Annotated in this window: 21 protein-coding genes and 1 tRNA gene; 15 read left to right on the top strand and 7 right to left on the bottom strand. The window is 63.1% G+C overall.

All coding sequences use genetic code 11. From position 1 onward, the window contains the following. Nucleotides 1-71: 71 nt before the first annotated feature. From A4H34_RS01530 to A4H34_RS01505, 6 genes are all read left to right on the top strand, one after another. Nucleotides 72-881 carry a hypothetical protein gene (locus tag A4H34_RS01530; RefSeq protein WP_009198222.1) on the top strand — a complete coding sequence of 270 codons (810 nt, stop codon included), beginning with the start codon at nt 72-74 and terminating at the stop codon, nt 879-881. 473 nt (nt 882-1,354) lie between these two features. Further along, nucleotides 1,355-2,818 (top strand): alanine/glycine:cation symporter family protein, encoded by a 1,464-nt coding sequence (locus A4H34_RS01525; RefSeq protein WP_064230840.1) that lies wholly within the window; start codon nt 1,355-1,357, stop codon nt 2,816-2,818. Nucleotides 2,819-3,145: 327 nt separating this feature from the next. Continuing rightward, entirely contained in the window at nt 3,146-4,231 is a 1,086-nt protein-coding gene (locus A4H34_RS01520) for a hypothetical protein (protein ID WP_064230839.1), read from the top strand. A 4-nt stretch (nt 4,232-4,235) separates the two neighbouring features. Beyond that, nucleotides 4,236-5,411: a hypothetical protein gene (locus A4H34_RS01515; protein ID WP_156510206.1), complete on the top strand. Its 1,176-nt coding sequence runs from the start codon at nt 4,236-4,238 to the stop codon at nt 5,409-5,411. 364 nt (nt 5,412-5,775) lie between these two features. After that, a complete protein-coding gene (locus A4H34_RS01510; protein WP_064231639.1) occupies nt 5,776-6,393 on the top strand; it encodes a TetR family transcriptional regulator in 618 nt (205 codons plus the stop codon). A gap of 61 nt (nt 6,394-6,454) precedes the next feature. Next, a complete protein-coding gene (locus tag A4H34_RS01505) occupies nt 6,455-7,066 on the top strand; it encodes an HAD-IA family hydrolase (RefSeq protein WP_064230837.1) in 612 nt (203 codons plus the stop codon). Nucleotides 7,067-7,196: 130 nt separating this feature from the next. Here the strand turns inward: A4H34_RS01505 and A4H34_RS11150 are convergent, their stop codons facing one another. After that, the gene (locus A4H34_RS11150) at nt 7,197-7,361 is read right to left on the bottom strand and encodes a hypothetical protein (RefSeq protein ID WP_197480386.1); all 165 of its coding nucleotides are present in this window, start codon (nt 7,359-7,361) and stop codon (nt 7,197-7,199) included. Between the two features lie 63 nt (nt 7,362-7,424). Here A4H34_RS11150 and A4H34_RS11145 point away from each other — a divergent pair, with 63 nt between their 5' ends. The 5 genes from A4H34_RS11145 to A4H34_RS01480 all read left to right on the top strand — a co-directional run bounded on the left by A4H34_RS11145 (nt 7,425) and on the right by A4H34_RS01480 (nt 11,734). Next, nucleotides 7,425-8,180 carry a hypothetical protein gene (locus tag A4H34_RS11145; RefSeq protein ID WP_064230836.1) on the top strand — a complete coding sequence of 252 codons (756 nt, stop codon included), beginning with the start codon at nt 7,425-7,427 and terminating at the stop codon, nt 8,178-8,180. Further along, complete coding sequence (locus A4H34_RS11140) at nt 8,102-8,959, top strand: DUF11 domain-containing protein (protein ID WP_231870989.1); 858 nt, start codon at nt 8,102-8,104, stop codon at nt 8,957-8,959. Before A4H34_RS11145 ends, A4H34_RS11140 begins: the two co-directional genes overlap by 79 nt. 141 nt (nt 8,960-9,100) lie before the next feature. After that, nucleotides 9,101-10,042 carry a metal ABC transporter substrate-binding protein gene (locus A4H34_RS01490; RefSeq protein ID WP_407946297.1) on the top strand — a complete coding sequence of 314 codons (942 nt, stop codon included), beginning with the start codon at nt 9,101-9,103 and terminating at the stop codon, nt 10,040-10,042. Next, nucleotides 10,039-10,887 carry a metal ABC transporter ATP-binding protein gene (locus A4H34_RS01485; protein WP_009198231.1) on the top strand — a complete coding sequence of 283 codons (849 nt, stop codon included), beginning with the start codon at nt 10,039-10,041 and terminating at the stop codon, nt 10,885-10,887. Before A4H34_RS01490 ends, A4H34_RS01485 begins: the two co-directional genes overlap by 4 nt. Then, nucleotides 10,880-11,734 carry a metal ABC transporter permease gene (locus A4H34_RS01480; RefSeq protein WP_064230834.1) on the top strand — a complete coding sequence of 285 codons (855 nt, stop codon included), beginning with the start codon at nt 10,880-10,882 and terminating at the stop codon, nt 11,732-11,734. Before A4H34_RS01485 ends, A4H34_RS01480 begins: the two co-directional genes overlap by 8 nt. Before the next feature lie 190 nt (nt 11,735-11,924). On the opposite strand, the gene A4H34_RS01475 is transcribed toward A4H34_RS01480, so the two are convergent. From A4H34_RS01475 to A4H34_RS01470, 3 genes are all read right to left on the bottom strand, one after another. After that, on the bottom strand, nt 11,925-12,227 hold the full coding sequence (locus tag A4H34_RS01475; protein WP_064230833.1) for a hypothetical protein: 303 nt from the start codon (nt 12,225-12,227) through the stop codon (nt 11,925-11,927). A gap of 154 nt (nt 12,228-12,381) precedes the next feature. Continuing rightward, nucleotides 12,382-12,711 carry a helix-turn-helix domain-containing protein gene (locus A4H34_RS11525; protein WP_407946296.1) on the bottom strand — a complete coding sequence of 110 codons (330 nt, stop codon included), beginning with the start codon at nt 12,709-12,711 and terminating at the stop codon, nt 12,382-12,384. A 115-nt stretch (nt 12,712-12,826) separates the two neighbouring features. Then, nucleotides 12,827-12,899, bottom strand: a tRNA-Arg gene (locus A4H34_RS01470). A gap of 131 nt (nt 12,900-13,030) precedes the next feature. Here A4H34_RS01470 and A4H34_RS01465 point away from each other — a divergent pair. Continuing rightward, nucleotides 13,031-13,891: a DUF1684 domain-containing protein gene (locus A4H34_RS01465; protein WP_197480385.1), complete on the top strand. Its 861-nt coding sequence runs from the start codon at nt 13,031-13,033 to the stop codon at nt 13,889-13,891. Here A4H34_RS01465 and A4H34_RS01460 read toward each other — a convergent pair. The 3 genes from A4H34_RS01460 to A4H34_RS01445 all read right to left on the bottom strand — a co-directional run bounded on the left by A4H34_RS01460 (nt 13,888) and on the right by A4H34_RS01445 (nt 17,313). Then, the gene (locus A4H34_RS01460; RefSeq protein WP_064230832.1) at nt 13,888-14,757 is read right to left on the bottom strand and encodes a hypothetical protein; all 870 of its coding nucleotides are present in this window, start codon (nt 14,755-14,757) and stop codon (nt 13,888-13,890) included. The genes A4H34_RS01465 and A4H34_RS01460 overlap by 4 nt on opposite strands. Before the next feature lie 274 nt (nt 14,758-15,031). Next, a complete protein-coding gene (locus A4H34_RS01455; RefSeq protein WP_009198237.1) occupies nt 15,032-15,952 on the bottom strand; it encodes a hypothetical protein in 921 nt (306 codons plus the stop codon). 701 nt (nt 15,953-16,653) lie between these two features. After that, on the bottom strand, nt 16,654-17,313 hold the full coding sequence (locus A4H34_RS01445) for a hypothetical protein (RefSeq protein ID WP_064230830.1): 660 nt from the start codon (nt 17,311-17,313) through the stop codon (nt 16,654-16,656). A gap of 445 nt (nt 17,314-17,758) precedes the next feature. Between A4H34_RS01445 and dnaK the strand changes: the two genes are divergently transcribed. The 3 genes from dnaK to A4H34_RS01430 are packed head-to-tail and all read left to right on the top strand — an operon-like array spanning nt 17,759 to nt 21,324. Beyond that, on the top strand, nt 17,759-19,627 hold the full coding sequence (gene dnaK / locus A4H34_RS01440; protein WP_064230829.1) for a molecular chaperone DnaK: 1,869 nt from the start codon (nt 17,759-17,761) through the stop codon (nt 19,625-19,627). After that, nucleotides 19,624-20,304, top strand: a complete 681-nt coding sequence (gene grpE / locus A4H34_RS01435) for a nucleotide exchange factor GrpE (protein ID WP_064230828.1) — start codon at nt 19,624-19,626, stop codon at nt 20,302-20,304. The genes dnaK and grpE overlap by 4 nt, the downstream gene beginning before the upstream one ends. Nucleotides 20,305-20,340: 36 nt before the next feature. Then, the gene (locus A4H34_RS01430) at nt 20,341-21,324 is read left to right on the top strand and encodes a DnaJ C-terminal domain-containing protein (protein ID WP_009198244.1); all 984 of its coding nucleotides are present in this window, start codon (nt 20,341-20,343) and stop codon (nt 21,322-21,324) included. Nucleotides 21,325-21,326: the final 2 nt, after the last annotated feature.

Below are 21,326 nucleotides of genomic sequence, written 5' to 3'. Positions count from 1 at the left end.
TGTTCCCGTTTAACAGCAATACCTGACACAATGGTCCATATTGGGGTCATGCCGGAGACGGAGGAGGATCGATGGCTCAACATGCTAAAAGCGAGGCGGTCTCGGTTGCGGTCGCCCAACCCGCACAGAAGGCGCGCGTGGCGCTCGAGATTGAGTTCTGCGGCGAGGTCTACAAGATCGATCCGGGAGACACGTTCACTATCGGCCGCGTCGGCACCCTGGCGATCGAGGACAATCCGTTTCTCCACCGAAACTTCCTCGTCATTGAGTCGCACAACGGCCTGTGGTGGGTCAGCAACGTCGGTTCGCGCATCGCCGTGACGGTTGCCGAGACCACGGGGATGCTCCAATCCTGGATAGGCCCGGGAAGCCAGATTCCGCTCGTCGTGCCCAACATGAGCCTCGTCTTCACCGCGGGCCCCACCACGTATGAGATAGACATGACGGTTCCCGACACGATGTACGAGGTCTCGTCCACGGGGCGCGAGGACGTCGGCGAGACGACCATGGGGCAGGTGACGCTCACGCCCAGCCAGCGCCTTCTCATCCTCGCTCTGGCCGAAAACTGGCTGCGGCGGGTGGGGACCGGCCCCTCCGACATTCCCCGTTCGGAGGAGGCCGCCCAGCGTCTCGGATGGACGCAGACCCGCTTCAACCGCAAGCTCGACAACGTCTGCGAGAAGCTGGACAGGCTCGGCGTGCGCGGACTGCGCGGGGGGAAGGGCGTTCACGCGACCTATCGCCGTGCGAGGCTCGTGGAGTACGCCGTGGCGAGCCAGCTCGTCACCGCCGACGACCTCACGCTTCTCGACGAGGAGTTCCAGACGAATCAGCGGCAAAAGGCTGCCGAAGGCTCCCGCAGGTCCCGCAGACGCGGATAAAAGCAAAAAAGTGAGGCCCACCGCCATGGTGGGCCTCACTTCATCTCCGGGTCCATTGGAGGCGCAGACCCAAGAGGCAGAGGTCCCGGCTGGGCGACCGGCGACCTCGTCGCCCACGTCGTAATTGGAGGCTGACGTGGGCTTATCACACACGCGCAATCAACCGTGGCTGACTACGTCATCTATAGTACCGCGTCGTACGACCGTAGTCGCATGGGCAATGATACCCATGGGGGGAGTCGAGGCGGGACGCTTCATTCTTTGATAAAATTACGCGGCCAAAGAGTCGGCTTCTCGACGAGGGAATCGAGCGTTCTCTTGTTCGGCGGTTGGGAAGGTCGCCGTCGGTGCGGATTTGCGTCGTTTTTAGTAACGGATTCTTCAAATCGCGTAATGTTCTAGTAATATCTCTTGAGTTTTCAAATCGCGCGAGCCGACCGTTCCTCGTCGCAGGCGGTCTTTAGGAGGGCGGCATGGACAAGCTGACCGAGCTCATATCCACGACGAATAACTGGATCACAACCCACATCCTCATCGTCATGCTCATCGGAGCGGGAATCTACTTCACGATTCGCACCGGCTTCGTGCAGATTCGCCTGTTCGGCCAGATGGTCAAGCAGGTCTTCGACTCCCGCGACGTCGACGGCGATGGAATCTCTTCTTTCCAGGCTTTCGCGATCGGCATCGCCTCGCGGGTCGGAACGGGCAACATCGCCGGCGTCGCAATCGCCGTCACTTTGGGCGGGCCCGGCGCGGTCTTCTGGATGTGGCTCGTTGCCTTCTTGGGGATGGCCACCGCCTTCATCGAGGCCACTCTCGCCCAGCTGTTCAAAATCAGGTGGCACGACGGCACCTTCCGCGGAGGCCCGGCCTTCTATATCCAGAGGGGGCTCGGCTCGCGCAAATGGGGGGTCGTTTTCGCGCTGTTCCTCATCTGCTCGTTCGGAGTCTCCTTCGAGATGGTCCAGGCGAACACGATCGCCGACACGCTCAAGACCCAGTTCGAGGTGAACCCCTGGGTCACGGCCGCAATCCTCCTGGTCCTGTGCGGGCCGATCGTCTACAGAGGCCTCAAGGCCGTGGCAAAGGCCTCGGAGATCGTCGCCCCGCTCATGGCGATCGTGTACATCGGCCTTGCCGCCGCAGTCGTGGTCATGAACTTGGACAAGGTCGGCCCGACCTTCAGCCTGATCGTCGAAAACGCCTTCGGACTGCGGGAAACGCTCGGGGGCTTGGCCGGATCGATGACAGCGGCGATGATGAACGGAGTCAGGCGCGGCCTGTTCTCGAACGAGGCGGGCGAGGGCTCGGCGCCGAATGCGGCGTCGACCGCGCACGTCACCCACCCGGCCAAGCAGGGCCTCATCCAGTCTGCGGGCGTCTTCGTCGACACAATCCTTGTGTGTTCGGCGACCGCGTTCATCCTCTTCAACGCCGACCCCGAGGCGCTCAAGCCCTACTGGACCTCTCCCGACCCCGCCGGCGCCGACATGACGATCGCCGCGCTCAAATCCACGCTGGGGGCGTGGGCGGGACCGGTCATGGTCGTTCTCATCTGCGTCTTCGCCGGCTCTTCGGTTATCGGCAACTTTGCCTACGCTGAGGTCAATATGGACTTTCTCACGAAGGGCAAAGCGTGGGGCGACAAGCTTCTCAAGGCAATCGTCATCGTCTCGATCGTCCTTGGGTCCGTCGCCGAGCTCAAACTCGTTTGGAACTTCGCCGATCTGACGATGACGGGAATGGCGCTCATCAACATTGTGTCCATCGTCATGCTCGGTAAATGGGCTTTCGGGGCGCTCCAAGACTATCTGCGAAACCGCGAAAGGCCGTTCGTTGCCACGGGGAACCCCTCGATGCCCGGCGAGCTTCCGACCGACATCTGGGTCCACGGAGGCACGGATTCGCCGAGCGGTTCGCCCGCGGCGGTCCACTGACGCCTCCTTCCGGCCGACTCGATTTGCGGCTCCGTCGCCGTCGGGAGGAGCACTTGGAGCGTGGAATGTCAATGGATGAACGCCCCTGAAATAACCGCGAGTGCGGGGTAATGTGTATTCTGTCCGATCGACGAGGGGCCTTCCCCCTGGCAGCCGTGGCATTCCAGGCCCTTGACCCCTTGTCGCACCCAATCGCGTCGTCGTCGGAGCGCGCGCCCAGCTCCGAGGAACGGAGCGATGGGCAGGGTTACCCCTTGCCGAGGGCCGATTTTCGGCGTGGGGTCGCCTATTATCGTGCCGTAAAGTTGAATGTCTCCAGGAGGGCATATGAGAGGACTGCGAATCTTCTTCGCCGTTGTTGTGCTTATCGCCCTTCCAGCATGTTCGCTTTCAACTTCCGCTGGCCCCACCCCCTCATCCACTTCGCCGCACTCGACCAAAGGCAATGGCCCGACGGTCGGAACGGACCCCAAGGCGACCTTGGGGGAGGCGGAAATCCAAGGTTCGGAATTCCGCCTGTTTACGGGCAAAGTCTGGGTCGGCTTCACGGCTCCCAACGGCTACGCAGTGAGCAGGGCCAAACAGGAAGACGTCAAGCTCGTAGGGTTGACGTCTTCCTCCGATTCGAAGACGAATCTCATGTTTTCCCATTTGTCCTCCGCGACGTCGCTGCCTTCGGCCGACAGCGTCGCCGCAACGCTTAGGACGAAGCAGTTCACAAACATCGAGGCCCGCTACGACATCCAGAATCTGGGGGATTTCAAGGCCGTCGCGGCCCAGGCGACAATCCAAACCGGGTATGTGGCGATCGTCGTCGTCGCCGATTTCGAAGGTTACCTGTGGTCGGCGACGATCAACGCCCCCGACGCCGCCACCGCCGACGAGCTCCTCAAAACCGTCCGCGCGCTCAAGCCGGTCAATGCGGGATCGAGAACTTCGCCCAGCACGGCCGCCTCGCGCCACGTCGACCCTCTGAAGGCCTCCGTGTCCGGGCGGACGTACACGGTGGACGTCAACGGAGCGAAGATCGTCATGAGGATGCCCGACGGGTTCGTCCCCTCCAAACCCAGCGCCGAAGGCCTGCTCGGCTTTGAGGATCAGCAGAATTCCGGGCGCAACGTCTCCTTCTACATCGACAGGAAGGGGTTCACGACGGATCCCACGCAGATCCTGGCGAAAATGCGCGAGAACGGCGGGATGAAGGACATCGAGCATATGAAGACGGTGCCCGAGGTCCAGAAGGTGGCGGGGTATCCCGCCGGCGCCATTCTGGTCAAATCCACCAACGGCACGATTTCGCGCATATACATCGTCAACGTCAACGGGGTGATGATCCAGCTGGTCGTCAACTCGGGCAAGGCGGAGACCGAGGTTCCGGCTCTTCTCCAGGTGGTCGAGGATGCGACTTCCTAGGCTCGTGATTGTTGTGTTCGCGGCGGCGATGTGCCTGACCGCGTGCGCTTCCGAGCCCAAAAAGGAAATGTCCTTCGGGGTGAGCGCTGCGCCGACGCGGACGGCGTCGCCCACGCCCTCTCCGACGCCCGTTCCCACCGCGACTGCGACGAAGAAGGCCCAGCCCCAGGGGCAGGGCCTTCCCCTCGGTTCGGCCAGCGTCACAAACGGCGTGCTCACGGTCGGCACCGGATCGGGAAGGGTGACGATGAACGTCGGCCCGTCGATGCGCGTCTTCGAGCGAACGTACGCGGAAACGGGGGTGGCCGGCGTGGAGAGCTCGTCGAACCCGAACGTCAAGCTTTCGCTTTTCCCGACGGAGACGGCCGTTTCCAACACGACGGCCGAGCAGCTGACCAAGATCGTCCAGTCGCGCGGTTCGACGTCGGTCAGGCCGGTCCAGACGGCGTCCCTCGGCAACGTCAAAGCGGTGGCCGTCGACGCGAAGACGAGGGTCGGCCATCTCAGCAGGGTGTACCTCCTGAGGATCGAAGACGGAGTATGGAATCTCACGGTGGTGGCGCCCACTCAAAAGGAGCTCAACGTGCTGCTCAAGGCGGCGGAGACGTTTAACTTCGCGGGGCCCCAAGGCTCAGGCGGCTCGGACATGGTCGCCGGCGTGGGGGGCGACGGGCGCTCGGATTCGCAGCCCGGAGGCGACCCCCAGGAGGAGAAGCTCTCTGTTCTCAGCCGCGACGGAAAACTCAGAGGGGGCGTCAAAGGGGGCCAGTACAACCTCCAGACGCCGTCCGGCGTCATTTCCTTCCCGATGCCGGGCAAGATGACGCTGACCGAGCGGGACGAGGACGACGAAGACGCCATCGGCATAGAGGCGAACGGGGCGTCGCTGCTTTTCGAAGTCGGCGACGAGGAAGAGTACCATTCGGGTGAGGACCTCGCCGACGAATGGGCGTCGAAGGAGGACGACGACGCCTCGGGGGAGTACCTCGGGCAGACGACGATCGCCGGGCTCCCCGCCGTTGCGGCCAGGCATATAACCGAATCGGGAGACTTCCGTTATCTTTACGTGGTTGAGTTCAACGGAACGTACCTCAACGTGATGGTCGAGGGCGAGAAACGGTCGGCCGCGACCGTCAACATGTTGCTCAACACGGTGAGACATGCGAAGGCAGGCAGGTGAGGCGCTGACCTTCCTTCGTCGCTGTGGGAAAAGGAGAACGACGGATAGAATGACCCTAATCTGTGGCAAGTAGTACCTTCGAAAACGTAGGTATTTCAGGTATAATTCAATTGTCGGCCTGCGCTGCTGCGCAGTCGGCACCGCAGACTCGGGAGACAGGATGCGTGCGTCAGGCATTCGGGTCGGGAACGTCTCCTTCCCCTCCGATGTGCGTGAAGTCTGACGCGTGCGCGTTTGCGTGCACCGCGAGGCCCGGGAGGGATGCGTGACCTCCCGGGCCCTCGTCGTCTCTGCGGCGGGGCCGCAGCGTGCGATTGGGGCGGGCGGCGACTATGCTCGAAGCAGTGATCCAAGGGGGATGGCAGTGCCGAAGATCAGCGCGCCCACCGTGCGCCAACACAGGGAGATCGTCAAAACGAAGCTCGTCGACGCTGCCGAACGGCTTTTGCGCGAGTCGGGCCCCGACGCCCTTTCGGCCGCGGCCGTGGCTGCGGAGGTCGGCATCGCCCGCAATTCGATATACCGGTACGTCGATTCGGTGGACGACCTGCGCCTGCTCACGCTCGCCCGCTACATTCCTCGCTGGCGCGAAGCTATCTTCTCGCAGATCGACGCCGAGGCGCCGCCCGTCGTCCGTCTTCGGCAGTTTGCGGTCGCCAGCCTCAGGCAGTCGAACGAGTCTTCCCACGGCTGGCTCATGAGCCTCATGCACGCTCGCGGGCGCCCCGCCCGATCCGACGGGGCAAGCGGCGAGCGCGCCGCCGTCGCCGAGGACGTCGCCGACATTCACGCGATGGCCGACGATTTTCTCCGCGAACAATGGGAAGAGCTGGGAGTGGAGAATCCGCGCATGTGGACGGGCTTCACCCGCATGCTCCTGTTGGAGGCCTTCGCGCAGGTCGAAGCGGGCGAGGATCTGACCGACGTCGCCGGGGCGCTCGGCGAATCCGTCGCCGCCTTGGGGCGAGCGGCTAAGAAGTGAAGTTGTGTGCACTGCTTGGACGGCTAATGCAAATAAACTGTATGTCAATTAATCTGGGTACATGCACGCGCTTCTGTTCGATCTTTTCGGATTATTCATATCCGAACAATCACGCACATCATTTGAAACGCTGGCGAGAACGGTGGGGGTTGAACCTGACGTCCTCCTTCCCGCCTACCGCGGGGAAAATCGCGTCGAATACGACGCGGGGGCCATTGGCTCGCGCGAATACTGGGCGAGGATTTCCGCCGAGACCGGCGTCGACATCGATTGGCAGGCGGCCCTCGCGGCCGACCTTGCGGCGCTGGGCGTCAAAGACGAGGCGATGGTCTCCTTCGCGCGCGGCCTCAACCGCTCCGGCTTGACGATGGGGATGCTCTCGAACATACCCTGTGATTTCGTCGGGTGGACGAGGTGGCACAACCCCTGGATCGACGAGCTCTTCGACCCGGTCCTCTTCTCGTGCCGCCTGCGTTTGGCCAAGCCCGACGAAGAGGTCTTCGCCGTCGCCCTCGCGCGGCTGTCGCAGTCCGCCGGGCGGAAACTGGCCCCCGAGGACGTGCTGTTCGTCGATGACTCCCCGAAGAACGTCGAGGCCGCAAAGAAATTGGGTTTCCTCGGGCATTGTTTCGAGAATTTAGAGGCGTTGTCAGCCAAAATCGAATCGATTTAGTGCGAATCGCTCTGTTTTATCATCCCTGAGGCTTATAGCGGGCTAGTGACTACCGCTTGTTGCAGACGGTAGGGTTGAGGTGCATCTGCGCGCTTCTCACCTATGACGCCGGAAGGGATTTTCATGTCGATCACCGTCTCGCCCCGCGCCCAATCGAGGAGACGCCGAAGGATTTTAGTTTCTTAGTATCCGCGCTTCTCATTTTCGGATTGGGGTCGGCGAGCTTCGCCGAGGGCGGCGCCCCGACCTTGCGCGTGACCCTCACACCGAATGCGCGGACGGTCGAGACCGGCACAACGTCGTCTACACGGTCGAGTTCTCCTGCGCATCGACCGACGCCAACTGCGACGACGCGGTTTTGACGGTCGACGTCCCGCGCTTCGCCAACCCGGACGGGGCGGTGAACTCCGAGGTCGCGCCTGTCCTTGCGGCCGCCACCAACACGACGGGAGTCGTCGCCCCTCCGACGATCGCCCCCGAGGCCTCCTTTGCCGCAAGCTCCGCGACGCAGGCGAGCGCGAAGGCGTCCACGACGGTCGACGGCTCGGCCGACCTGTCCATACTCAAATCCGGGCACATCGTCCCTCCCGTCAAGGGGGTCGAGGTCATTTACACTCTTCGCGCCTCCTACGCCGCCGCTATGGACGCGACCGGAAAGTACACGGGCGTTCCCGCCGTCGGGCACGTCAACGCCGACGACGTCGTCCTCTACGACGTCCTTCCCCACCTCGGCGACCGCGGAGTGGGGCCGGCCGCCTCGAACGCCCGAGGCTCACAGTGGCAGCCGCGGCTGGCCGGGCCCGTTGCCGTGGCCGACTCCGACGTCCCGCGGGACAAGGTGAAAATTCAGTATTCGACTTCGGAGAACGCATGCCGCGGCGAGGCGACCGCGCAGGGCGCCGCGAGGGCCGCCGGGCCGGCCGGGTGCGTCGACGACTGGACCGACTCGCCGGCGTCGTTCGGCGACGTGCGCGCCGTCCGCGCAGAGTTCGCGAATCGGGCGCCGCGGTCGGGTCCTATGACGCGGCGACCGGCCTGTGGACCCTCTTCCCCGACGGACAGGCCGCGCGTTCGCTGCCCGCTGGAGCCTCTGCGACCCTCGTCGTCCGCGTGAAGATCGCATCTGCCGCAGCCGGAAAGAAGGTGACGAACGCCGCGTCGCTCGAGTCCCTTGACCAAAAGGACGACAATGCGGCCAACAACAGCTCGAAGGCCTCGCTGGACGTCCTCCAGTCGGTGTCCGGCAGCGTCTACCGCGATTCCGATCGCGATGGCGCCAGGGGCGGCGGCGAAGCGGGAGCCGAGGGGACGAAGGTTGAGCTTCGCGACCACGACGGGGCAGTCGTGGCGACGGCGACGACGGGTGCCGACGGCTCCTACTCCTTCAACCGCGTTCCGTCCGGGACCGCGACCGGCGTGAAGGTGGAAGACCGCCTTCCCAAGGGTCTGACCTTCGTATCCGCAGACCGCCCCTATGACTCTGCCACGGGCGTGTGGGACGTCGGAACCTTGGCGCCCGGGAAGTCCGCCGAAATTTCCATTGTCGCGCGCGCCACAGGAGGGGGCGGCCTCGTCAACGAGGCGGAGATCGCAGCCGCGGATCAGAAGGACGTCGATTCGACTCCCGGCAACGGCGTCGCCTCCGAAGACGACGCGGCCTCCGCAACGGTGACCGTCAAGCCCGCTCCTAAGCCGACGCTCTCGCCGAGCCCCTCGCCGAGCGCCGAGCCGACGTCGCCCGCGCCCGCGAGCCCGGAGCCGACTTCGACAAGCCCGACGGCGACTCTCACGAGCCCGGCACCGAGCCCAAGCCCGACGAGTTCGCCGACTGCGACGATGCCGACTCCGACGCCAAGCGCCTCGGGTCCTCCACCGTCCCCGAGTTCAGTCTGAACGCGGCTTTCGCCGGCATTTCGTCCAAGAGCTCCGTTTGCGGAGCGCCGAGGCCGCCGCCCTTTTCACCCCTCGCAAACAACTTGAGATCGATTCTCAATAGGACCTGTGGCCCACTAGTTTTCGGTCTACCGAAATATCATGAGATTCATGACGAAGTACAGCGGGTTCAGAAAACCCGCCCATCGACTCGCGGGCGCAGCCGCCGTCCTGGCTGCGGCGCTCGCCTTGGCCGCGTGCAGTGCGCGGCCTTCTTCCGATTCCCGCCCTCTGGTGCTCACCACATTCACCGTCATGAAGGACATGGCTAAGTCGATCGCCGGCGATCGACTGCGCGTCGAGTCCATCACCTCGCCCGGCGAGGAAATACACGATTACCAACCGAGCCCGGAGGACATCAGGCGCGGCGCCGACGCCGACCTCGTCATCCAAAACGGGCTGGGCTTGGAGCGCTGGTTTGAGAAATTCACCTCGCAATCCGGAGCCGAGACCGTCGTCGCCTCCAAAGGGGTGACGCCCATCCCCATAGCCGAAGGCGATCACAAGGGCGAGCCCAATCCCCACGCGTGGATGAGCCCGAAAAACGCAAAGATCTACGTCGACAACATGGTCGCGGCCTTTTCCAAGCTCGACCCGTCGCATGCGAAGGAGTTCAAGGCCAACGGAAAGGCGTACAAGGCCAGGCTCGACGCGATCGCAAACGACATGCAGAAAAAGCTCGCTGCGGTCCCGCAGGAGCAGCGGGCGCTCGTGACGTGCGAGGGGGCGTTCAGCTACCTGACCAGGGACTACGGGCTCGCCGAGCACTACCTCTGGGGCGTCAACGCCGAGGGCGCGATGACGCCCAAACGTGTTGCGGCCGTTCAAGACAGCGTGAAGAAAAACCGCATTCCCGCAGTTTTCTGCGAATCGACTGTCGAGGGCAAGATGGATGCCGTCGTCCAGGCGACCGGCGCAAAATACGGCGGAACGCTGTATGTCGACTCGCTCACGGACGCGAAAGGCCCGGCTCCCACGTATCTGAAACTCCTCGAGTACGACACGAAGACGATCGCCTCCGGGCTGGCCGGCGGGGCATCATGAGGCGACGCAGCGAAATCGAACCGCGACGGCGAACGGAGGCCGCGCTGTCGGTCGAAGGCCTGCGCGTTTCGTACGGGCCCGTCAAGGCTTTGACGGGCGTGACCTTCTCGCTCAGGCCCGGACGCGTGTGCGGCGTCGTCGGAATGAACGGCTCCGGGAAATCGACGCTCATCAAAGCGGTCGTCGGCACGGTCCGCTCGACCGGGGACGTCTCCGTGTACGGGGAGTCCGCGCGTTCGGCCCGCAAGGACGGCTTGGTCGGCTACGTCCCCCAGAACGAGGGAGTCGACTGGGACTTCCCGCTGAGCGTGGCCGACGTCGTCATGATGGGCCGCTACGGGCGAATGGGATGGACGAGGCGCCCTCGCCCCGACGACGTCGAAGCGGTCGACCGGGCCCTCGACATGGTCGGCGTGCCGGAGCTGCGCGATCGGCAGATCGGCGCGCTGTCGGGAGGCCAGCGCAAAAGGGTCTTCATCGCCCGTGCCATCGCCCAGGGCGCGAGGCTGCTGCTCATGGACGAGCCCTTCGCCGGCGTCGACAAGCCGAGCGAGGGGGCGATCGTCTCGCTCGTGCGCAACCTTGCCGCCGGCGGCGCAGCGGTGCTGGTCGCCACGCACGACCTCGACGGGATGTCCGAGCTGTGCGACGAGGCGCTCCTGCTCCTGCGCGAGGTCGTCTTCCAGGGCGACGTCGAGGACGCTCTGCGCCCGGAAAATCTCGGCCGCGCCTTCGGCGTGACCGGCGCTCAGGCCCGCGAGCGCGGCGCAGCTCAAACCGACGGCGTGGCGGGTCCGGACGCTTCGGCCAACGCCCCGCACGGAAAGGAGAAGGGCGATGCCTGATCTGTGGGAGACTTTCGGGAGGATGTGGACCTACGAGTTCATGGTCCGCGGAATCGTCGTCACAGCGATAGCCGGAGCCGTATGCGCGATCATCAGCTGCTGGATCGTCCTCGTCGGCTGGTCCCTTATGGGCGACGCGCTCTCGCACGCGGTTCTGCCAGGAGTCGTCATCGCCCACATGCTCGGGATCCCGTATTCCGTCGGCGCGCTCGCGGCCGCGCTCCTCGTCGTCGGCCTCATCTTCGCGGTGCGGCAAACGTCCCACCTCAAGTCGGACGCGAGCATGGGCATCGTCTTCACGACGCTCTTCGCCATAGGCCTCGTGCTCGTGTCGAAGAATCCCTCGAACATCAATCTTTCCCACGTGCTCTTCGGCGATCTGCTGGGGATCACGCAGGCGGACATGTGGCAGGTGCTCATCCTTGGGCCGCTGGCGGGGGCCGTCTTGCTGCTCAAGCGCAAGGACCTCACGGCCTACGCCTTCGACCCGGTCCACCTGCAAGCCATCGGCCTCCCGGCGTGGCGCATGGGCGCGCTGCTGCTCGTATGCCTGGCGATGACCGTCGTGACGGCGATGCAGGCGGTCGGCGCGGTTCTCATCGTGACGCTTTTGATTACGCCCGGGGCGACTGCGCTGCTCATCACCCAGAGATTCTCGAAGATGTTGCTCATCGCCCCAGCGCTTTCTGTGACATCGACCATTGTGGGCGTCTACGTCTCCTACTGGTTCGACACGGCTTCGGGGGCGACCGTCGTGGCGACCGGCGGCTTTCTCTTCTTCGCGGTGTGGCTCGCCTCGCCGCGCGGGCTGCGGGGCTTCCTCAAGAGCAGGCGCGCCGCGGCCTGAGCTTTTGCGAACGCGGGTGCGGGCGGCTGACGACGGAGGCGCACCTGCCAGAATGCCGGAAAACGCGGGTTGGAAAGCCTCGGCCGAGGCGCCTGCAAACCCTTGGTTCTGCCGATGCGCCTGTTACGTGTTTGGTTTCTGTTTCCGCCTCTCTCGGGTACATTGCCTATATGCATATGCGCGAAACCCGTTATGTCGCCTCTCCGGCTATTCTCTGCGTCGTGTTCGTCGCTGGAGCGATCGGGATGGGCGGCCTTGCCTCCTGCGGTTCTGAGGAACCGAGCCCCAGTCCGTCGACGACGGCCGCCACGGCGCCGTCGGAAGGAGGCACGAGGGCGCCGTCGGCCTGCTCGACGCGCCCGGGAAGCGGCCTGCCGCGCTGCGCCCCGAGCCCCGTGCCAATGCCCTCGATCCCCTCGCCTTCCCGTATATCCGTTCCGACGCCGTCGATATCCCTGCCGACGCCCAACTGGTCGACGTTCACGCGCGACAATCCGGATCCGAATCATCCGAAGATCCCCGAGGATCCCTCGCCGCGCGTCACACGCTGAATCCATGCGATCGAGGTCCTAAAGCCTAAAGTAATTCACCCGTCATGTCGGGCACAGCGACGTCGGGCAGGCCAAAGCGTTGGGAAATCCACAGGTCTACCTCAATGCCGAAGCTGCCCGCCGATATAGCGGCCGCGCGCTGCCGCTTCGTTGTTGTTCGCCTCGCACGAAAACTGATGGCTTTCGCATCGAATTCGACGCATGGACGGCGCTCGAAAAACGGTCGGGGAACCCAAGAGTTTCCGACAGCTTGGGTCCCATACGGGTGGGAGCGCCGATGGTTTCATACCTGTGGACGGTTCGATCGGTCAGCCCCAGCCGGCGTGCGAGCTCCGCCTGACTGAGTCCTCTGCGCATTCGGGCGGACTGAATGCGCAGAGGATCGAGAAGCTCAGTGTTCGGCGATGTCTGTGATCGTGAAGTCAACGTCGTCTCCGCCGATGTCGCGTATGTCGGGCCGTTCGAGTTTCAACAATAGTCTTAAAACTCAAGGCAGCGAAAACTCCGCACCGGGATCGCGTCGACCAGTGCGGAGCCTCGGCGCGCTCAAAGGGACTCGAACCCCCAACCTTCTGATCCGTAGTCAGATGCTCTATCCATTGAGCTATGAGCGCGTGTCAACTAAGACTTACTTAGCTTACCTCCCGCCTCTTGCAAGGGCAAAGCGGCAATGCATGGTTCCAGTCACAATGTGGTTTCTCTCGCCACCGAGCCAAACGGCCTCCCACGTGCGTACAATCAGCTTATGGACCCCGAAGTGGTTGGAACGGACGCCGAAATAGCAGCGCACGCCGACGAAGCAGCCGACGCGCAGAAGACGGCGGACGCCGAAAAAGCATGGAATCAATGGCGCAATGAGCGAAACGAGGCCTTGGCCTCCGAACACGGATGGCTGAGCTTGACCTCCCTGACGTGGATCCCCGCCGCCGCCGGGCCCGTGGAGGGGTTTCTCGGCACGTGGCGGGCGGTCGACGGAGAGGGGGTCTATGCGGCGTTCACCGCCGCCGACGGCGTCACACAAAACGGTGTGCCGGTTGAGGGGGAGGTCGTCTTCCAACTCGACGACGGAGACTCCGAAACCTCCCTGAAGCACGGAACGAAGGTCGCGGAGGTCGCGAAAAGAGGGGGGCGATACGCCGTTCGGGTCCGCGATTCCCTCGCTCCCACGCGGCAGAGGTTCAAGGGCGTGCCTGTGTACGGCTACGATCCGTCGGCTGTCGTGAAGGGGACGTTCGAGCCTTTTGACGAGCCTCGGGACATCCCAATCACCACCGCGAATCCCGCGGTGCCCGGCGTGGCCCACATCGTCGGCGTCGTTGAGTTCGTCTACGCGGGAGCCTCGGCGAAGCTCGTGGTTCAAGGAGATTCGTCCACGTTGACGGCGGTCTTCTATGACGGGACGAACGGCGTGGAAACGGCGGACTGGCGATATGTCTCCTTCGATGCCCCAGAGGGGGGCGGCGCCGGCCCCGTGAAAATTGACTTCAATCGGGCGGCCAACTTTCCTGCGGCGTTCACACCGTTTGGCACATGCCCAATGCCGCCGGTCGGCAATGGCATCCAGGCGCCGATCAGGGCGGGGGAGAGGCGGCCGTCGGCCGATTAGCCGTTTGCGGACGCGGCCTTGCTGCTCGGTGCGAGGCCCGTGGGCGTAGCGGCGGCAGTCGGAGTTGTGGTCGGTGTGGCGCTCGGAGCCGATTTGGCCTCCGGCGGCACGACGACGTCGACTGGGCTCCAGTCGTATTTCAGAGACTTTTTCGCCTCGAAGGCGCGTTTGCCGTCGCGCATGACGACGATGCGGCTTTCGATCGAGCCGATTCTCTTCGTCTTCCTGTCGATGGTCACCGAGACCATGCTTTTGGACGGATCAACGACGCCCGCCGTGTGCGAACCGTTTCCGCCGTCGTCCGAATGCGGCTTTCCCGTGATGACGTAAGTTTGACCGACCTCCGTGATTGTGAGGTCCTTGAGTCGTTTGAAGGACGGCATGTCGACAGGGACGACGTCGAAAGGCGCGTTCCCATCCGGTGTGCGAGACGTCTTGTGCCATCCCTCGTCGTTGTAATAAGCGGTCGGTGTTTTGGCGGAGCCGTCGTAGTAGCTGAGTCGCTCCTGGCTGCGCTCCTTGGGCCGTCCCGCTGCGTCAGTGGCCTTGAGCGTCCCTCTGGCTTCTGCGACGCGAGAATCGGCGTCGATTCGTATGATGATATTCTTCGAAGTCTTCCTCTCCCGCTTTTCTGTTGACGCCTCATAGGAGACGGCCTCGGTCTCGCTAATTGTTTTATCGTGCTTGCCAATGCCGAAAGGATCGCTTTTGCTCCGGCTTGTGTCCGCGACGGCGGCGTCGAGAACGTCCCTGGGGTCGGCGGTGCTTTCGTGACTCGGGGAAGCTCCGCCGTCTGAGCATGAGGCCAAGGCGAGAAGCGTCAAAGATGCGCATAGGGCTCGAGAAAGAGAGTGGCGAAAGGTCATACTGCGCTCCTGCGTGGGGGATGCCGAAAGGCATTCTACCGTATAGGCGCCGGGCTGCTCTCATCGCCCTCAATCTGAGACGGCGCGCTTGGTCCGGGCAAAGACAGAAGGGCGGGCCGGCTTGCGTGCAGCCGGCCCGCCCCCGACCGAAACCATGCGTGATACTGGCCTCGGTCGGGCTTCGAGGGCATAGTGACAGCTCGGGTTTCCGGGATTCACGCTCCCGAGGCCGGAGAATCCGACCCCAAGGCTGGCGCTTTTGGTTGGGAGTGCCTCAGTCCTGTGAGAATGCCTTCGAGGATGAGGAGCCGAGCAATTCCTGAAGAGGAACGGACGTGCCGTTCTTGGCGCTCTTGGGAACGTCGATCGAAACGTCCTTCTCCTCGATCTTCATGTTGGCGTTGCCTTTGAGGGAGAACTTGTCGTCCGTGGATTTGATGTCCACGTCGGCCTTCAGCTCTTTGAGGGAGTAGTCCGACTTTTTGGTGGTCACGACAAGCTTGACCTTGACGTCGTTCTTATTGATCTTGACGCCTTCTTTACCAGCCTGGGAAACCAGCTGGTTGATAACGACATCCTTAGGCGTGACGGTTGCGATGTAATCGTCTCCGTTCTCTTTGACGTCAATGTCGACATATTGCTTCGCGTCGTTCATGAATTTGTCAATCTTGCCTTTGAGGTTGCCGCTCTGCTGCTTCGCGGACTTTTGCACCTCGTTCAGGAAAGACTGGTAATCCGACTTCCCCACAGAGGTGTACTTCCACTGCTTGTCGTTTGCGTTGAAGTACACTCTGTATCCGCCGTCGTTGGTCTTCTCGCCGTAAGCCTCAATCGAGCCGGAGCCCTTGTCGGACATCCCCTTGGAAACGTCCTTGAAGGCCTTGCCCTTGAAATCTCCCTTGGCCTTGATCGCGATTCCGTGCTTCTCGGAATCGACCTTCATCTCCAGGTCGCCTTTCGCCTTGCCCTCTTTAATCCCACTGGACGAGGGCGCCTTGGCCTCGAAGTCGATGGAAGCGGTGAGGACGCCGTCCTTCGTGAAGATCTTGTCGCCTTTTTGTGTGTTTGAAGAGAGCTTTGAACTGACTTTCGACATCAGGGTTGCGCCGTCGATGTCAGCGGTCTTTTCACTGGAGCAGGCGGAAACCGTCAACACGGCGGCGACGGCTGCGACTGCGATCGCTTTGCGGGACATTTTCACTCCTTATCGTGCGGGTTTTGTTCGACCCTAACGGAAGACGGGCGAATGTCGCCACCGCCTGCGTGGTGAGTCCTACCCCGAGCGCTTTTTCTGCCGAAGTTTCTATTGGGGCGCATTTGCCGCTTGGCGCGGAACAGCCGAGTTGCGCAGGCGCGTCGGCGCGCGGGCGGCCGCGCGGTCGTTTTCGCCAATGGCGGTATGGAATTCCTGGGCAAAGACGGCCTCTTCGACGTCGGCGAGCCGCCGCGTGCCGCTTCCTGAACTGTCGGATCTCGGCGCACGGTGGCCGCGCGAAGCGGCCTTTTCCCTCAAATGTGTCGCTTGTCGCATCTCGGAAGCCCTGTTCCCATTCCCGTTCCGCGTTGTCTCATGCGGCCTCCGCGCCATCGACAGGATCTTCGGCGGGTTCTGATCCGCCGTCGGCGGGGTCTTCTGTGGTCTCTGGTTCGTAGTCGGAGGGTTCGTCCGTCGTGTCGGGCTCGTGGTCGGAAGGTTCGTCTGTGGTTTGGAGTCATCGAAAGGGTCTCCCTCCGGGGCGTCTTTGGCTTCTTCGGGGAGCGACAGACGGACGGGGGCGGTTTTGTCTGCCTTTATGTCGATGTCTATCTCCATCTTTCCTCTGACTGCTCCCTCACTTACGGTCCCTATCACGTTCCCTTTGAATGCGTGTATGGCATAATTTTTTCGATTTGCCTTCATTGTAAATCTTGAGTACTTTTTATTCGCTTTAACGCAATATTGTAATCTCTTTTACGTTCAGAAAGGTCTGCGTCGAGAATTCTCTTTATGACGTGAGTGTTTCCTGATTTTGCGTGAGTCAGTCCTTTTACGTTCTTCAGGAGGTTTGCAGTATGTGGTGACATGGTCTTATCTTCCAATGCGTCGATAAGCTCTTTTCGCCGGCATGACTTTCGAACCCACTTACCGTCAAGTTGACGATAGACGACGTAAACGCCGTTTGTCTGCTGCACGTGCAGACTCAGGTCAAAGGTTCTTCCGTTCCCTCTATCCGCCTTGTAAGTGAAAACTCCGAGCTTCTTGTCGGCATCCGTCCGCCAGGCCGCGTCGAATGCAGCCTTTCGACGGTCGTCGAAACCTGAGATGCTAATTTGTACTTTGGCTACGACAGTCGTGTCTTCGCCGCCGGATATGTCCTTCGCGCCAAAAGGAAGCTCGGTCGGGTCCTTCTCCTCTTGCATGGCTCTCTTGACGATGCGCTCGGCCTCCGGGTCGTTCTTGGTTGAAACGCCTGAGCATGCGCCGAGCGCAGCGATTGACGACGCCGCGATGGGCGCACGCGTGCTTTTGCGCCGACTTCGGCGCTGCTCGGCGTCTGTTTCTTTAACGATGTGCATGATGTGTCTTTTCTCCTCTTTGAGGGCCGGCCGGAGTGCCGGGGCGTTCTTGTGCGTGCGACGATAGCGTCGCTTGATGCGAACTATCAGTATGTTTGTTCCCGCCCTCGGTGCTCGGAACTGGGGGTGTTCCTTTATCCCCTTCAGGACGCCGAGCGCGGCGAGCCGGAAGGGCCGGCTCCGGACGCCTCGATGTCCGACGCTTCGGGGTGTCCGAAATGCTCTGAATCCACGTCGAAGGGCTTCAAAACGACGCGGGAAGAAAACTCCTCGTCGAATGCGGGAATAATCCGCCCGCGGTGAAAGTTGAGTTAATTGGACTCAAGAAATGGAGAGTCGACTGGACATAACCCGGCCGGCGAGCCAGACTTGGGGTGCATGAGGCTTAGAGCCGACAGGCTCATAGAGTTTCGAGCCGCCAGGCTCGCAGAAAAGGAGAAAACACATGGCACGTGCACTAGGCATCGACCTCGGCACAACGAATTCTTGCGTCTCCGTCCTCGAGGGCGGGGAACCGACCGTCATCGCCAACTCCGAGGGATCGCGCACGACCCCCTCGGTCGTCGGCTTTTCGAAGAACGGCGAGGTCCTCGTCGGAGAGGTCGCGAAGCGGCAGGCCGTCACGAACGTCGACCGCACGATCTCGTCCGTCAAGCGCCACATGGGCACGGACTGGAAGGTCGACATCGACGGCACCGTCTACACGCCGCAGCAGATCTCGGCCTTCATCCTGCAGAAGCTGAAGAAGGACGCCGAGGCATACCTCGGCGAACCCGTGACCGACGCCGTCATCACCGTTCCGGCTTACTTCAATGACGCCCAGCGCCAGGCCACGAAGGACGCGGGCCAGATCGCCGGGCTCAACGTTCAGCGCATCGTCAACGAGCCCACCGCCGCGGCCCTCGCCTACGGTCTTGAAAAGGGCAAGGAGGACGAGCTGATCCTCGTCTTCGATCTCGGCGGCGGAACCTTCGACGTCTCCCTCCTCGAGGTGGGCAAGGACGACGACGGATTCTCCACCATCCAGGTGCGCGCCACCTCCGGCGACAACAAGCTCGGCGGCGACGACTGGGACGAGCGGATTGTCAACTGGCTCGTCGAGCAGGTCAAGGCAGCGTCCGGCGCCGACCTTTCCAAGGACAAGATCGCGCTTCAGCGTTTGAAGGAAGCCGCCGAGAAGGCCAAGAAGGAGCTGTCCTCGACGACGTCGACCAACGTCTCGCTGCCCTACATTTCGATGTCGGAATCGGGCCCCATCCACGTCGATGAGACGCTGACCAGGGCGAAGTTCGAGGAGATGACGAAGGACCTCCTCGAACGCACGAAGGAGCCGTTCCACAACGTCGTGCGCGACGCGGGAATCAAGGTCTCCGACATCGACCACGTCGTGCTGGTCGGCGGATCGACCCGTATGCCGGCCGTGACGAACGTCGTCAAGGAGCTGACCGGCGGCAAGGAGCCCAACAAGGGCGTCAATCCCGACGAGGTCGTGGCCGTCGGCGCCGCGCTCCAGGCGGGCGTCATCTCCGGCGACCGCAAGGACGTGCTGCTCATTGACGTCACCCCGCTTTCCCTCGGCATCGAGACGAGCCTGGGCGGGACCAGCGGAATCATGACGAAGCTCATTGAGCGCAACACGGCGATCCCGACCAAGCGCAGCGAGACCTTCTCCACCGCGACGGACAACCAGCCGTCCGTGACGATTCAGGTGTTCCAGGGCGAGCGTGAGTTCACCCGCGACAACAAGCTGCTCGGAACCTTCGACCTGACCGGCATCGCGCCGGCGCCCCGGGGCGTTCCGCAAATCGAGGTCACCTTCGACATCGATGCCAACGGCATCGTCCACGTCTCGGCTCGGGACAAAGCGACGGGCAAGGAGCAGTCGATGACGATCACCGGCGGCTCGGCCCTTCCCAAGGAAGAGATCGAGCGTATGGTCAAGGAAGCCGAGGAGCATGCGGCCGAGGACGCCAAGCGCCGCGAGGAGGCCGAGGTCCGCAACCAGGCCGAGCAAACGGTCTACTCGATCGAGCAGTTGCTCAAGGACAACGCCGACAAGGTCCCGGACAACGTCGCCAGCGATGTGCGCGGGGCGGTCGAGAAGGTCCGCGAAGCCCTCAAGGGCGAGGACCTCGACGCCGTTTCGTCGGCTCTCTCCGAGCTCAACGAGAAGTCCCAAGAGATTGGCAAGGCCATGTACGCCTCGCAGCAGGCCGACGCCGGGGCCTCCGCCGACGCGTCCTCGGCGGGCGCCCAGGCGGGTGACGAAGAGGTCGTGGACGCCGAGATCGTCGACGATGAGGAGAAGAAGTGACGAACCAAGAGTTCGACGAGGCCGGGGCGGAGTTCGAGTCCGCCCCGGCCCCGGGGCCGCAAGACGAGTGCCCGGCCGGGCCCGACGTTGGACAGACGGGCCCGGAGGCGACCGCCGCTGAGGACGGAGGCCCGGACGGAGCCTCCTCGGCGGAAGAGGCGCAGGCCGACCCGGCGGCGCCGACGTCCTCGGCTGACTCGACCGATCCGGCCGATCTGACCGATCCGCTCGCTGAGGCGATGGCGACGATCTCCTCGCTGGAGGACCAGGTGGCCAGGCGCGGAGCCGACCTCTACAACCTCGAGCAGGAGTACAAGAACTACGTCCGCCGCTCCAAGGCGGAGGGCGCGGTGCGCCGCGAGGAGGGAGTCGCCTCCGTCGTCGAGGCGCTGCTCCCGGTTCTGGACGACGTCGAGCTCGCCCGGCAGCACGGCGATCTGACCGGCCCGTTCGGCGCGATCGCGGAGAAGTTCGAGTCGACGCTCGCCTCCTCCTTTGGGGTCGAGCGCTACGGAAAGGTCGGAGACGCTTTCGACCCGCTCCTGCACGAGGCGCTCATGCATTCGACGTCGGCCGAAGCGGAGGCGGAAACGATAGAAACACTCATTCAGCCCGGGTACCGGATCGGCGAGAAGGTCCTGCGCCCGGCGCGCGTCGCAGTGGTGTCCCCCGAGTGAACATCGCGTTGCACACAACGAAGGAGGTGAAGGGCGATGGCTAACCAGGATTGGATCGGCAAGGATTTCTATTCGGCTCTGGGGGTGTCGAAAGACGCTTCTGCAGAGGACATCAAGAAGGCCTACCGCAAACTTGCCCGCAAGTACCATCCCGACAAGAATCCGGGAGACTCGGCTGCAGAAGAACGGTTCAAGGAGGTAGGCGAGGCCTACCAAGTCCTCTCCAACGAGGAGGACCGCAAGCAGTACGACGCAATCCGCGCCTTCGGCGCAGGCGGTGCCCGCTTCACCGCCGGCGGGGGAGGCGACGCAGGATTCGAGGACATGTTTTCCTCGATGTTCGGCGGTTCGGGAGGTTCCTTCCGCAGGCATGCGCAAGGGGCGAACGCCTCCTCCGGCGGGTTCGAAGACATCTTCAACATGTTCGGCGGCTCGGGCGGCGGCGGATCACGCTTCAGCTTCGGTTCGTCTCGCCGGGCCTCGCGGGGCGAGGATCTGGTCACCAGCGTGTCGATTCCCTTGCGGCAGGCCGCATCGGGGACCGCAGTGAAAATCACTACGGCGAGCGGGCGTTCCGTCACGGCCAAGATCCCGGCGGGCGTGACGGACGGACAGAAGATCCGTGTGCCGGGCAAAGGCGGAGCCGGCGTCAACGGCGGGCCCGACGGAGACATCCTCGTGACCGTCAACGTCGAGAAGCATCCGGTCTACGAGCTCAAAGGCAAAGACGTGTACGTCAATGTGCCGATCTCCTTTTCGGAGGCAGCCCTCGGCGCAACCGTGAAGATCCCCACGCTCGACGGGAAGACCGTGTCCGTCAAAATCCCCGAAGGCTCCTCGACCGACAAGCTTTTGAGGGTCCGCGGCAAGGGTCTCAAGGGCGGGGACATGTATGCCCGTTTGAAGGTCGTCGTCCCCAAAAAGCTCTCCGAGGACGCCCGCAGGGCCGTCGAGGAGTTCGCGGACGCCACGAGCGACGCCGACCCTCGCGCAGAGTTCGCCACTTTGGCTAGGAGTTGACG

The organism is Peptidiphaga gingivicola (assembly GCF_001652275.1).
GTDB lineage: Bacteria > Actinomycetota > Actinomycetes > Actinomycetales > Actinomycetaceae > Peptidiphaga > Peptidiphaga gingivicola.
Note: the sequence above shows the minus strand (reverse complement) of the source record. Positions and strands in the feature narration are given on the sequence as shown.